Source organism: Novipirellula sp., assembly GCF_041583735.1.
GTDB lineage: Bacteria > Planctomycetota > Planctomycetia > Pirellulales > Pirellulaceae > Novipirellula.
On sequence record NZ_JBFHFD010000223.1, the window covers coordinates 1 to 12,584 of the forward strand.

Here is a 12,584-nt window from a genome sequence, read left to right on the forward strand (position 1 = left end):
GAGTTGCCAACTCTCGAAATCGCGATCGTTGTGATTGCTGGAGGAACGTAGCATCCACGATCACGGAATAACCCGCTCGCAAAATCTTCTGTGCGAGACATTGCAATTGTTCGTAGGTCCCCGCAGTAGATTTGTCGCTATATAGATCACTCTGCGATGAACGATCCGTTGACTGCATCCCAAACATGCGTTTGCGTTCGACATCACTACGAACCCGGAAGCAGTCGTATTGCTGAACAATGCGTTCGCTTTGGGTAGTTTTACCGCTGCCGCTCACACCGTGAGTGATCCACAGCGTAGGCGATTCCTGGGTTGTAAATTGGTGAGCCAGAGCAATATGGTTACGGCAATCCGCTTTTGCTTCGTCGCGTTCCGCTGGCGACGAAGCGGACTGTCCAGCGCGGATCGATGCGACCAAGCCGCGAACAATCGCCCGGTAAACAACATACCAGCGAAGGGTACGCAGCGAGTCATAATCACCTGTCCGCTGGAGGTAATGATTCGCGAAACTGCGACCGAGTTCGAGGTGCCCGCGAGCCGCAAAATCCATCATCAAAAATGCAGCGTCGCTCATCACATCGATCCATCGCATCCGCGGGTTGAATTCGATCCCGTCGAAAGGAATGAATCGGCCCCGCCAATTCACGACGTTTTCCAGATGCAAATCACCATGGCATTCGCGAATAAACCCATCTTCGGCGCGCTGAGTGAATTGATTTCCATCGTCACGGATCACCGATTCGGACCATTGCTCGATCGCGTAAATTGTGGTCACCGTTTGAGCGGAGCAGGCTTGTTTTAATTGCCGCAGCATCGATCTCATATTGGCAAACACGAAACCAGGCCAACTCATTGCATCGTCATGTTCACAGCGTGCGGCGGACTGATGAAAATCGGCAATGGACTCACTTAATTGCGACACCTCATGCAATGTCAATCTTCCTGCTTTGAGCCGCTCACTCAGCAAAGCATCGCTGGGGAAGCGACGCATTTTGACGGCATATTCCACAGGCTCCCCTTTGCTCTCCACCCGGGGCTTCCCATCGACGATACAAATTGGCACGACATCCAAGTACAAGTCGTCAGCAAATCGGCTGTCCAACCGTAGTTCTTCCCGACACAAACGTTCGCGTTTTTCGAGTGTGCTGTAATCAAGAAACTCCGTTTTGACTGGTTTTTTGATTTTGTATGCGTAGTCCCCCACAAGAAAGACCCATGAAATGTGGGTCTCGTGAAATTCAACCGCCGCACTGGAGTCGGGAAACGCATCGCGATGATGCAACGATTCGACCAAATTCACATCGGTAGCGGCCATGGATCCAGGTCAGGGTTACGAGCATGCGGCAAACGGGTGACGCAGGAGTTTATGTCGACGCCGTTTCCGCGTGCGGCATCTTTTTGGGAAACCCCTGAAGCATTCGATTTCGGGTAATCCAAACGCTGCAGGGCGCGTGCCGCAAAACGAAACGCGATGTGCTTCCCATCAAAACTCGGCCCAATCGCGTGCGAGGTGTCTCCCCCACGACCACGATGTCACACTCGTTTTCTTCGAGATAACGGACCAACCCTTCGCCGATGTGATCGTGCACAATCGATTCGACACGAACGTGAGCCGCGGTGCTGCGCAACCGATCGGCTGCTTTGTCAGCGGCACGCTCGGTCGATTTGCGTCTTTCGGATTCGTCGATGCCTCCGGCGAACAAGGCGGACACGACCCGCAGATCGGGCTCCGCCCCCCAGCGAACCTCGGCGAGCTCTCCGAGTGCCGCTTCGGCTGAGCCCGTTTCTTCATACGCGATCGCGATTCGGATCGGATGTTTGGCCCGGCGGATCCCCGTGGGCCGGACCACCAAAACGCTGCAATTCGCATGCGTGGCAACGTAGTCGCTCGTGCTGCCCAACATCAACCGTTCGACTTGCGAATGGCCACGCGCCCCGAGAACAACAAAGTCGGACTTTTGCTGTTTGGCAACCGAAACAATGCTCTCGCTGACGTGCCCCTCTTCGATGACATGTTTCAATTTCACGTTAGCGCCGTCGAACATCAATTCAATCTTGGCAAAGGTGTCGATGGCGCGTTGACGCTCACGCTCCATAATCGTGTCGACCCAATCGCCCAAGCCGGTCACGCTACCGGCGGTGGGCACATGCAGCACCGACAACACCGTGATCTCGACTTTGTCCCCGTGCGGCAAATGAGCCAAGAACCAAGTCGCGTCCTCGGCGTGAGGTGAGCCATCAGTCGCCAACAGAATCTTTTTCATCAGAACATCTCCGCAATTGGGATTCACGAGTGTTTATGTCCGAACACATCACCGGTTTCGCTTGCCACGACCGGTGTCGGATCAAAATAGTGTTCCGAGCGAGTCAGAGGATCCGTAAACTGCAACCTCATCAGATGCTCGGGCCCCAATTTGACGCTAGGTCGGGAATGCAGAAAATCGGCAAGTGATTCGTAGGGTCCGGTATCCAAGAATTTTGAAATGCCTTGAACGATGTTGCGAATCGCATCAGGCCCTTCGCGGTAGACTTCGGACGTCACCATCACCACATCTGCGCCGGCGATCATGGTCTTGATCGCATCCTCGGCAGTACGCACCCCACCGCTCGCTGCAATTTGAAGGTCGATCTCTCCAGCCCGGGTTCGTACAATTCCCTCGAGAATCACTCCGAGCGAATGGATCGGAGATAATTCCCAACGGATCGTCCAGTGCATCCGGTCGACCGAAACATCCCACTGAGGCAGATGAGTGAACAAAATCACGCCATCTGCCCCCGCATTTTGTAATTTGTGAGCCATCAAAGCCAAGTTTGTATAGCGTTGACTCAATTTCACAGCGACCGGAATTGACACAGTTGCACACAATCGACGTACGATTACGCACACCCGCTCCTCAATCTCCTCGGCCGACTCATTGGGACTCGAGATCGTGGGATGCCAATTGAACTCCAATGCATTGGCTCCACTCGCCTCGATTTCTTTTGCATAGTCAATCCAATCCCCGTCGCCGATCCCATCCATACTGGCGATGATGGGAACTGATTCGCGGGCGCTCAACGCTTCGATCGTCTTCAAATATCGCTTGGTGCCACCGTTGTATTTGTCTTGTTGAGGTTGGTATCCGCTACGCTCGATCGCATGCTCGGATCTGGTTTGCATCAATTGAGCGTGCACAATTTGCTCTTGTAACATCGATGGCAAGACGATCGCCCCGGCCCCCGCATCGACCAATTGTCGTACCGTTTCCAGGTCCATCGTGAGCGGACAAGACCCGACGATCACCGGTGAATTAAGTTCCATCCCCAAATAACAGCAGGTAAGTTCCGACGCCATGATTGGCCAATCCCGAAAAGAGTAGAAAGTGTGGACTCCATCCCATCACCTGAAGGACGAGGCAAACGTCGTGCCGGAGACCTTCCGTTCCAAGAACCGAAGGTCTCCGATCGCCCCTCCGCTCAATCTTGCTCAACAATGACTTCGTCCAGCGGGCGTCGCGGTGTCGGCTTGACTTCGCTTCCGTATCCCAATCGCAACAAGATTTGTGGTACTCCCTCATTTCCCGTCAAATCCATCAGTCTCTTTCGCAGCGTCTCGACTTCGATCGGCTGGTTCAAAAACGATGCATCGACTGACCACGACGCCGCTCGCAACAACATTTTGGCAAGCGCTTGCCCACTGGCAATCCAATCGGCCATCGTGTCGGTGTGGGTCCCAATCACGGCCAACAACGGCGATCCCTCGGCGAGTTGACGATCTTTTGCCGCTTTTCCATCGCCCCAATCAAACGTGCGAACAAGAAAGCTATCAAAGTTTGATGCAAAATCGCTGACCCCATGCGTATAGCCGGGAAGCCCATCGCGACGCGAACTTTGATTCGAGTGGACCCACTTGGCAAGCTCGCGACGGAAATGCCGATCACTGGCCTGAAGCCGATCCCCCTCGGAAATGAGATCCGCGACCGCATGTTTCTGCTGGTCCGTTTGAAAGTAGTGGATCCAAGCATGTTCGGATCGAACATCGCTCATCCATTCCACCTGCAATCCAGGATCGACCTGGCGAGACTCAAACGGGAACCGATTGGTTCGACGTTGGGAGATGGCATCCACCAGAGTCTGTTCATCACTGGACGGAATGTGGGAACCGGCGACGAGCACCCGCGCCACTAAATCGGGATCCGAACGGGATGGCAAAATCGTTACCAAAGTCGCCAACCCGTCTGCCTTCAATGCGAGTCGCAGTTGGTACAGTGCCGCACCGCAACTGATATACAACTCTCGATCGTCAGGGTCGACAACGGGACACGCTCTTCGTTTATCGGCAATCAGCTCGACCCCGTCATTGCGTATTCGAAATAACCAGGGCTGCGTGTTGTGATTCGAGGGCGCTTGAATCGCTTGTTGGACCGCATCACGAATCCGATCAGTGAGGAGAGGTTGGACCGAAGTTTTCGTAGTCATTGAAATGCAACCTATTCGAAGAAGAGAAGAGAGTTTCGGTGGGTTACCGAGCACTCGAAATAGGGTGCAAACAATGGGCCGTCACGTTGTGATTCGCTGCGACAGTTCGACACTCAATCGCGTTCGCGGCGAAAGGGCAAGGCGATCGAGATGGTGAGCGGAACAGGTTCACAGCACCGGGCTAAACAAACGCGCGATGGCGGTCCCCATGCGTGCGAAGAGGGGACGCAGCGATTCGCCCGATGCGTTGCTGAGAGTCGATTCGGCGAAGTCCTGCTCCAACATCTCCGCGACGTCGGCGATCAGCTTGGGTTCCGCGATCGCAACCATCAACTCAAAATTCAAGTACAGCGATCGGTTGTCAAAATTGGTCGAACCGATCAACACTAAGTCGTCATCAACCAGGACACATTTCTGATGTAGAAACCCCTCAGGATAACGGTAAACCGGAATTCCGAATTCGGCCAATTGTTGTTCGTAGTAGTAGCCCGCCAAAAAGACGGCCCATTGGTCGGCTATCGAGGGAATCAGAACGCGAACATCGACGCCGCGGGCGCGGGCCATCGACAACGCCACGATCAGAGCATCATCGGGAACGAGATACGGAGTGCTGATCCATAAGCGGTGTTTTGCCGTAGCGGCGGCAGACGCAAACATCATCGTTGCGCGGGGCCGTTGATCGGCGGGGCCAGTCGCACAAACCGCGGCGAGTCCGGAGCGTGATGAAATATTAGGCTCGCTGTGCCAGATCGCTTCGGGCAAATCGGTGCGAGCAGCCCAATAGTAGTCGCCTGCGAATACCGCTTGGACCTTGCGAGCCAAACTGCCTCGTATCGCAACCGCGGTGTCTCGCCAGCGTAGGTTTTTGGAGTTCTCACCAAGGTACTCGTCGCCAACGTTCAATCCTCCCACCCACGCGGTCACGCCATCAATCACGACCAATTTGCGGTGGTTACGAAAATTGATTTGGAATCGATTCACAAACCCCTGCCGCGTATTAAAAGCGCGTACATCGACGCCCGCAGCGACCAAACGCTTGATATATCGACCTGGCAATCGCAGACATCCCACTTCGTCGTACAACAACCGCACGACCACACCCCGCTTGACACACCGCAACAACGCGTCGGCGAGTTGGTTTCCGATCTTGTCATCGCGAAGAATGTAGAACTCTAAATACACATAGTGTTCGGATGCATCGATCCGCTGCAGCAGCGATTCAAAAAACGCGGATCCATCAATCAACAAATCAAACGCGTTGCCGTCACACAGCGGTGTGTCCAAGACGTCTGCCAAGTACTCAAGCGACGTATCTAGGGTGGTAGTACGAACATTGGCATCAGTGACAAGTTCACGACGCACCGAGGCGACCGATTGCACATGCCGCTCGCCGACGGCGCGAATCGCTTCCCGGTATCCCTCGAAACGATGCCGCGCGAAAACCCAGTACATCGGCAAGACAAGAAACGGAATCGTCACCAGTCCAATCACCCAGGCCACCGCCGCCTGCGACGTACGAACATGCCGCAACGCGTGAAACGCCGAGAAGATGGCCAACAATTCAATCAACACCACCAAGGGTGGAATGAATGTGATAAACCAAGATTGCTGGGAAAGGGAATCGAAGATCTGCATGATCGCTGATTCTACACCGAGATGAACGCCCAACGCAGCGTCGGTCAGAATCCGTTGCTCTTGCCTCTTTGTTTTTTAGCAGTCGCGATCCCCCGAAGTGACGTCAAACGGCACTAAGCTGCAACCACTGTGGGCGAAAAAGCATAACCAATCCGAGCAATAGTATCACCACTCCGCTGATCAGTTTCAGCCATCGACCTTCGCGTTCTTGTAATTTGCGATGCGACAGTGTGGTGACCACGATCGCCACCAGCAGAGCATCGTCAAACATGTAGGCGACGATGTACAGCGCGAGATACAGGTAATTTCCCCAAGCCGGAAGATTCTGTAGCATTAAAATTTGCGTGTATAAAGCGGGCAATCCGGCGGTACAGAGCAATTCGATCATATTCACGATCACCGCCAAGGCGACGGCACCGCTTAAAGCCACCGTGAGGTATTTGGCGGCCACAATTTCACGGACACGTCGATACAGCCCCGGCTTGTGACGCTCAGGAATCGATAAGGAGATCCCTTTCTTGAATGCAAAAAAATCTTTCACATTGACGCCTCCAATGAATAACGCCAATCCGCCCAAGACGATCTGCACCGGACGTATGATGCCAACCAAAATGAACAAGTTCAACCATGCTGCCATAAACGCAAAGTAGGCCAACCCGCTTACCACCACAAAGGTCCCCGCGATGATCACAATTTTTTTGCGATCTTTAATGTTCACCAACACGGACAACAAAAAAACCAAGATCCACATCGCGCATGGATTGAAACCATCAATCAGTCCTATCACCAACGTGAACAGCGGCAGACCTAACTCGTCGACTTGTAATCGCCCCCAAAATGGAACCTCAATCGCCTCCTCGATCGCTTCGCTGCCGAGGATCTCAGGCTCGATCTCGATTTCGCCGACCTCGGAAACATCAGCCTCGCCTGGCAGCCCTAGTTCATCGAGCGTCTCGGCATCGCCCAAGGACTGCTGTGCCAGTAGCGGGCGGATGGTCATCGCGGGCCGCTGTGTGGTCGAAACCAAGCTGACGACGGGATGTTGCTGCGAGCGCCAACGCGAATGATCCTCTGGTTTGGGACGTGATGCTGAAGCGCCCGAAACCTGCTGGATCAGCGATTCGAGTTGAGCCCCCGTGACATCATCCCCTTGATAACCAATGATCACGCGGCGGGCAAAATCAATCGTAGGTAAACCCGGCGGCACGCCGCTGCCACGACACAACGCTTCCCAGCGACCACGAGCACTCGAATCATCGTCCACTTCATAGATACGAAATCGGATTGCCGGCCACCGTTTTTGTAAACTCGGCAGAAATGCCTTCAGCTTCTGACAGCGGGAACAGGTCGCTCGGGTGTAAACATCCGCCGTAAACAGCGATTCAATCTCGGGGCCGCTGCGGTCTTCGGTGACAAAACCGAAATAAGTACGTTGACAGCAGTGAAAGGCGGGTAACACCGGCTGCGGTCGTCCGGCCGCTTTGCTAATTTCAACAAGGTAGGGAAGTTGGCTGCGATCTTTAATTAGATCGTAAACGCGAATATCTAACCCGCTCACTCGCCGCTTTAACGATTCGACGTAGTCCAAAACGCGCTTCGTTGATTGATGATCACTGCGGACAAACACATCGAATCGCACCTGTTGAACAATGTCGCTACGGGGGTCCTCCGCCGAGCTCACGGCAGCGGGCAGGAAACACATTGCTAACGCGATCACATGGGTCAATCGGATCATCGAACCTTACCTCTGGCAAAAACCTCGAAGCGGGATGGAGCTTCGGGAATCCAAGCAAAGAATGTTCCTTCTCCTTTTTAGGGGTGTGCGGAACCAAATTAAGTCGCAGAGTGGTCTTTATCTGTGCAGATCGTCACGCGTTGTGGCTGGAAAGGGTTTTATTTGTCGCGCTTCGCCTTATGAGGTCCGCGAGAATCGGAGCATTTTGCCTCGGCCCAGCGTTTGCAAATACGTTTGCAAATACTTCATCACGCCGATTCGTCGAGATTGCAATCATCGTTCGGCGTTCCCATTCCCTTTCCATTGCACATCATGGAGCCCACAACATGTCGGGATTAAAAGCAAAACGGATCGTCGCGCCGGTCGATTTCAGTGACTTGTCATTGGATGCCGTCGACAGGGCGCTGCAGATCGTTGACGAAGGAGGCTCGGTCGACGTGATTCACGTGCTGCCGACGTTGCCGGCAATGGAGTACGGTAACCTGTACGGCACGGTCACGGACAAGTCGCGAATCGAACATGTAAAAAACAGTCTTCGCGAACGGTTGCCCGACGCCAAAGGGGCTGCGATCACAATCCATGCCGTGGTCGGGGATGCAGGCCGCGAGATCACGCAGTTCGCGGAGAGCGAAAAAGCGGATTTGATCGTGATTCCCTCGCACGGTTATGGTTTTGTCAAACACATCCTGCTCGGCTCGGTTGCCGAACGTGTCGTCCGCCTTGCCCATTGCCCTGTGTTGGTGCTGCGGAGCTAGTTTCCGATGCCGCCTACGATCGCACTAAACGGGAGGCTTTTGTAGCGGTGCGGCGCGGGGTCCGCCCGGTAAATTTCGATCGTTTCACTCGCCGCAACCGGACGGGCTCCGCGACCCAAAGTGGATCGCATTGGGCTGTGGATCGCATTGGGCTAGCGCCGTCGGTTCACCATAACGGAACGTTTCTAGCTCCGTTGTAACCTGTGTCTGAGCACCGTGCTGCACACACCGACCGCGACTTGAGTGATCGGGCTGATCGATTGAATCGGCTCGATCGTCTCGGCTCGTCCTAACCACAGCACGACTTGATCGGTCGACTTTCCGAGCGATTCTGCAATCATCAACACCTCGTACAGATCAAGATTGTGAGTCCCATGGGTCGGGATCGCCCGGATTTGAGCACGATGATCCGGGTTGGCAAAATCGAGTCGCCACAGCGAAACATCGACGGGCAATCCCACCACGGCATCGACGATGTGAATGTCGGCGTCCGCATCGAGCCATGCAAAGATGTCGATGGGATTGCGGATTTTGCGAAGCGAGTCATTTTCGCCCTCCTGCATCAGTTCATCGATGACGGTCCAACCAAATTGATCATCACCATGCGAACTGCCTAGCCCCAACACCACTTGGCGGCGCGGTTCGGTACTCTGCAAACGATTGTGGTTAGTGGCGTACGACATGGACCGTTAAAAAGTGAGAAGAACAACTGATGCATGGATCATAGGTGCGAATCAGTTTTTCGCATTCATTGGCAATCGTCTGATCCGATTCGCGGATCAATTGCGGCAGATACCCACGCAAATCAAATTCGATCTGCCGTTGGTTCTGTGATGTCGGAGGCACAATCTTCGCGCCGGACACCCGCCCCTCGTCGTTGATTTCATAATGGTGATAAAGCAACCCACGGGGAGCCTCGGTGGCAGCACATCCAAAACCGGATTGAGTCACGTAGGGAACAAACGCTTGACTGGCGGTTTCGTAACGCTGGATCGCCGCGATCGATTCCTCCAAGCAGCTGACGATTTCGATCATGCGAGCCAGAATGGAGGCAAAGCGATTTTCAGTGACGGATGCGGGACAGATCTTCTCGGCTAATGCGAACGCCTGAGGCGACAATTGATCTCGATTCAGTGCGACACGAGCCAGCGGTCCTAACAAATAGGGCGATAGGTGACCGCGCCGCGTCGATTGCAGCGCCGTACTGTGAGCCACTTGGTCTTCGGAAAAATGTTGCTCGTATTCGTCGATATCTAAAGTCGGAAATTGGGTCGAGGCGATCCGTCCTTGGTTCATCGAGTATTCATCGGGATGATGCATCGCGATCAGTTCACATGTCGCGTCGAAGGTTGGAAACGGGAACCCCGCAACCCAATCGGCCAACTCGATCGCCGCTGCGAGTGCCCAATCCAATTCGGACAGCAACGGGGTCAATTCCTCGCGGGATGGCATCCGATGAAAGCCACCAACGCGAACATTCACCGGATGAATCGCCCGACCACCAAGGATTTCTAAAAGAGAATTCCCGACTTTTCGGACACGCAGCCCATCGTTGATTTGCTGTGGAAACTGTTTTGCCAACTCAATCCCACTGGCACATCCGAAAAAATCGGGTGCACTGAGCAAGAAGACGTGCAAAGCATGACTTTCAATCCATTCGCCGCAGTACAACAATCGCCGCAACGCCCTGATTTCAGGAGTCACGGTGATCTTCAAGGCCGATTCCAAGGCATGCACCGAGCTCATTTGATACGCAACGGGACAGATCCCACAAATCCGCGCCGTGATGTCCGGCACCTCCTCGATCGATCGTCCTCGTAACAAGGCTTCGAAAAAGCGAGGCGGCTCGTAGATCGACAATCGCACCTCTTCGACTTCGTCGCCATCGAGCCGAATATGCAATGCTCCTTCCCCTTCGACGCGGGTCAAAGCATTGACAATGATTTTGCGTTCACGGCTCATTCGTGGGCACTCGCCGATGAAGGTTTCGCTTCGATACGATTGCTCTCGATTTGAAACAACCGTGACGCTGCGTTCACGTTTCGTAGCTGATGAATCATCTGCAGTGGCGTCGTTCCGTCGGCAAGATAATGCTCGGACAAGGATGCCGGATTGGCTTGAGCACAGGGACCGAAACACCCATAACATGCTCGGTGGTACGCGGGGCAAATCGCGCCACACCCTGCTTGCGTGATCGGGCCAAGGCATGGTTTGCCTTCGGTCACTGCGATACAAATCGTACCGCGGCGTTTACACTCCAAACAAACACTGTGCGAGGGGATATGGGGGCGGCGACCGTGGATGAAGGCCATCACCACCTCGAGCAATTGATATTTATCGACCGGACAACCACGCAATTCAAATTCGACCGTAACGTGATCGCTGATCGCGGTGCTGGTGGCGAGCGAATCGATGTAGTCGGGATGCGGATAAACATAACGGAGGTATTCGTCGTGATCGGCCCAATTTCGCAGCGACTGGATGCCGCCCGACGTCGCGCACGCACCGATCGTCACCAACGATCGCGATTGACGGCGAATCTCGCGAATCCGTTGGATGTCTTCGCCGGTCGAAATCGAACCCTCAACGAGTGCCAAGTCAAAAGGCCCCGGCAACGTAGCACTACTCGCCTCTAAAAAATGAGCAATCTCGACCTTCACGGCCAACGCGAGCAATTCGTCTTCGCAGCTTAGTAGTGAAAGTTGGCATCCGTCACACGAGGCAAACTTGAACACCCCCAAACGTTTCTTCTCGGTGCTAGGCAAGTGACTCATAGATCCGTCACCTCCATCAATGCCTGCACCTGATCAAATCGCAGTATCGGTCCGTCTTTGCACAGAAAATGAGGTCCAAATTGACAATGGCCGCAGGTGCCCACGGCACAGTTCATATTGCGTTCGAGCGATAACCAGATATGGTCATTCGTCAAACCTCGCGAGATCCCAGTTTGAATCGTGTACTTCATCATTACCTCGGGCCCGCATGTCATCAGCAAGGTTTGCGCCGGATCACGCAGTTTCAAACGCTCCAGTAACAGGATCACGACGCCGATGTTGCCGCTCCATATCGCGGTGGCACGGTCCACGGTGGTGTGCACGTGGATGCCTTGTGAATTCCACTGCGAATATTCGTCTTGGTAGAGTAAATCCGATGGGGTGCGTGCGCCGATCAATAAATCCACTTCTCCGAATTGATCTCGGCGACGAACCAACTCATGCACCAACGTTCGCATCGGGGCGAGCCCAATGCCTCCACAAACCAGCACGACATCGTGACCGGCACATTGATCCAGCGGCCAAGCGGAGCCAAACGGGCCTCGGACTCCGATCGTATCGCCTACCGCCAAGCGAAACATCGCGCCGGTCACATTGCCAACCTCGCGAATGGTGTGAACGACTTGGTCCGCTCGGATTTGATCATCGCTAACCGAGATGGCCACCTCGCCGACACCCGGCATATACAGCATGTTGAATTGGCCTGGCTGCGCCGCGACTCGCGAAGTCACGTTGTTGTCTGCCCAGGCGAACCGAAACGTCGCCACCCCAGGCGTCTCGTCACGAATCTCAGTCACCACCGCCGCATCGACTTGCCATGGATTGCCGCAGTTTCCCGGAACCCGAACCTGAGTGACAGCCTTGGCTTGTCGGTTGATCGCAGACACGTCGTCAGCCCCCGGTTCGCTCATCCGTCGTCCTTTTATCGAATCGTTTCGATGCGTTGACTCGTCGGATCGGGCGGATGTCAATCGAGTCGATGCCACGGTTGGCACCCACGTTACTGCATCTGCGATGCCAAACCAACGCGGCGACATCGATCTCATCAGATTGGGCTAATCGATTGGCTCAGGCGTGCTGTCGTGCTCATCACAAGTGTGCAGCCAGGAGCATTTAGGAGCGAAAATGCCGGGGCAAGTGAACGGCAAAGGTCGTCCCCACCCCAAGTTGGCTCTCGACTTCCATGTGCCCATGATTTTTATCAAGAATCGCCGCCGAGACGGCCAA

11 protein-coding genes are annotated in these 12,584 nt (G+C 54.4%); 1 reads left to right on the top strand and 10 read right to left on the bottom strand.

Going from position 1 to position 12,584, the window contains the following annotated elements; translation table 11 throughout:
- The 6 genes from ABX962_RS17245 to ABX962_RS17270 all read right to left on the bottom strand — a co-directional run.
- Positions 1-1,315: bifunctional aminoglycoside phosphotransferase/ATP-binding protein (locus tag ABX962_RS17245; RefSeq protein WP_372721278.1), on the bottom strand; the 1,315-nt coding region annotated here is incomplete at its 3' end.
- A gap of 49 nt (positions 1,316-1,364) precedes the next feature.
- Positions 1,365-2,264 carry a universal stress protein gene (locus ABX962_RS17250; protein ID WP_372721279.1) on the bottom strand — a complete coding sequence of 300 codons (900 nt, stop codon included), beginning with the start codon at positions 2,262-2,264 and terminating at the stop codon, positions 1,365-1,367.
- A 23-nt stretch (positions 2,265-2,287) separates the two neighbouring features.
- Positions 2,288-3,334: a dihydroorotate dehydrogenase-like protein gene (locus ABX962_RS17255; RefSeq protein WP_372721280.1), complete on the bottom strand. Its 1,047-nt coding sequence runs from the start codon at positions 3,332-3,334 to the stop codon at positions 2,288-2,290.
- 122 nt (positions 3,335-3,456) lie between these two features.
- The gene (locus tag ABX962_RS17260; RefSeq protein WP_372721281.1) at positions 3,457-4,458 is read right to left on the bottom strand and encodes a hypothetical protein; all 1,002 of its coding nucleotides are present in this window, start codon (positions 4,456-4,458) and stop codon (positions 3,457-3,459) included.
- 168 nt (positions 4,459-4,626) lie between these two features.
- A complete protein-coding gene (gene cls, locus ABX962_RS17265; RefSeq protein WP_372721282.1) occupies positions 4,627-6,093 on the bottom strand; it encodes a cardiolipin synthase in 1,467 nt (488 codons plus the stop codon).
- Positions 6,094-6,196: 103 nt separating this feature from the next.
- Positions 6,197-7,828, bottom strand: coding sequence for a hypothetical protein (locus ABX962_RS17270; protein ID WP_372721283.1), 1,632 nt, complete (start codon positions 7,826-7,828; stop codon positions 6,197-6,199).
- 326 nt (positions 7,829-8,154) lie between these two features.
- On the opposite strand from ABX962_RS17270, the gene ABX962_RS17275 reads away from it, so the two are divergent.
- Positions 8,155-8,583, top strand: a complete 429-nt coding sequence (locus ABX962_RS17275) for a universal stress protein (RefSeq protein WP_372721284.1) — start codon at positions 8,155-8,157, stop codon at positions 8,581-8,583.
- A 185-nt stretch (positions 8,584-8,768) separates the two neighbouring features.
- On the opposite strand, the gene ABX962_RS17280 is transcribed toward ABX962_RS17275, so the two are convergent.
- The 4 genes from ABX962_RS17280 to ABX962_RS17295 are packed head-to-tail and all read right to left on the bottom strand — an operon-like array spanning position 8,769 to position 12,403.
- Positions 8,769-9,266, bottom strand: a complete 498-nt coding sequence (locus ABX962_RS17280) for a hypothetical protein (protein ID WP_372721285.1) — start codon at positions 9,264-9,266, stop codon at positions 8,769-8,771.
- On the bottom strand, positions 9,250-10,545 hold the full coding sequence (locus tag ABX962_RS17285) for a Ni/Fe hydrogenase subunit alpha (protein WP_372721286.1): 1,296 nt from the start codon (positions 10,543-10,545) through the stop codon (positions 9,250-9,252). The genes ABX962_RS17280 and ABX962_RS17285 overlap by 17 nt, the downstream gene beginning before the upstream one ends.
- A complete protein-coding gene (locus tag ABX962_RS17290; RefSeq protein WP_372721287.1) occupies positions 10,542-11,357 on the bottom strand; it encodes an oxidoreductase in 816 nt (271 codons plus the stop codon). The genes ABX962_RS17285 and ABX962_RS17290 overlap by 4 nt, the downstream gene beginning before the upstream one ends.
- Entirely contained in the window at positions 11,354-12,403 is a 1,050-nt protein-coding gene (locus tag ABX962_RS17295; protein WP_372721288.1) for an FAD/NAD(P)-binding protein, read from the bottom strand. Before ABX962_RS17295 ends, ABX962_RS17290 begins: the two co-directional genes overlap by 4 nt.
- Between the last annotated feature and the right edge of the window lie 181 nt (positions 12,404-12,584).

Coding starts and splice junctions, on each gene's coding strand:
- ABX962_RS17250 (WP_372721279.1), bottom strand. CDS start 2,264: ATGAAAAAGATTCTGTTGGCGACTGATGGCTCACCTCACGCCGAGGAC.
- ABX962_RS17255 (WP_372721280.1), bottom strand. CDS start 3,334: ATGGCGTCGGAACTTACCTGCTGTTATTTGGGGATGGAACTTAATTCA.
- ABX962_RS17260 (WP_372721281.1), bottom strand. CDS start 4,458: ATGACTACGAAAACTTCGGTCCAACCTCTCCTCACTGATCGGATTCGT.
- cls (WP_372721282.1), bottom strand. CDS start 6,093: ATGCAGATCTTCGATTCCCTTTCCCAGCAATCTTGGTTTATCACATTC.
- ABX962_RS17270 (WP_372721283.1), bottom strand. CDS start 7,828: ATGATCCGATTGACCCATGTGATCGCGTTAGCAATGTGTTTCCTGCCC.
- ABX962_RS17275 (WP_372721284.1), top strand. CDS start 8,155: ATGTCGGGATTAAAAGCAAAACGGATCGTCGCGCCGGTCGATTTCAGT.
- ABX962_RS17280 (WP_372721285.1), bottom strand. CDS start 9,266: ATGTCGTACGCCACTAACCACAATCGTTTGCAGAGTACCGAACCGCGC.
- ABX962_RS17285 (WP_372721286.1), bottom strand. CDS start 10,545: ATGAGCCGTGAACGCAAAATCATTGTCAATGCTTTGACCCGCGTCGAA.
- ABX962_RS17290 (WP_372721287.1), bottom strand. CDS start 11,357: ATGAGTCACTTGCCTAGCACCGAGAAGAAACGTTTGGGGGTGTTCAAG.
- ABX962_RS17295 (WP_372721288.1), bottom strand. CDS start 12,403: ATGAGATCGATGTCGCCGCGTTGGTTTGGCATCGCAGATGCAGTAACG.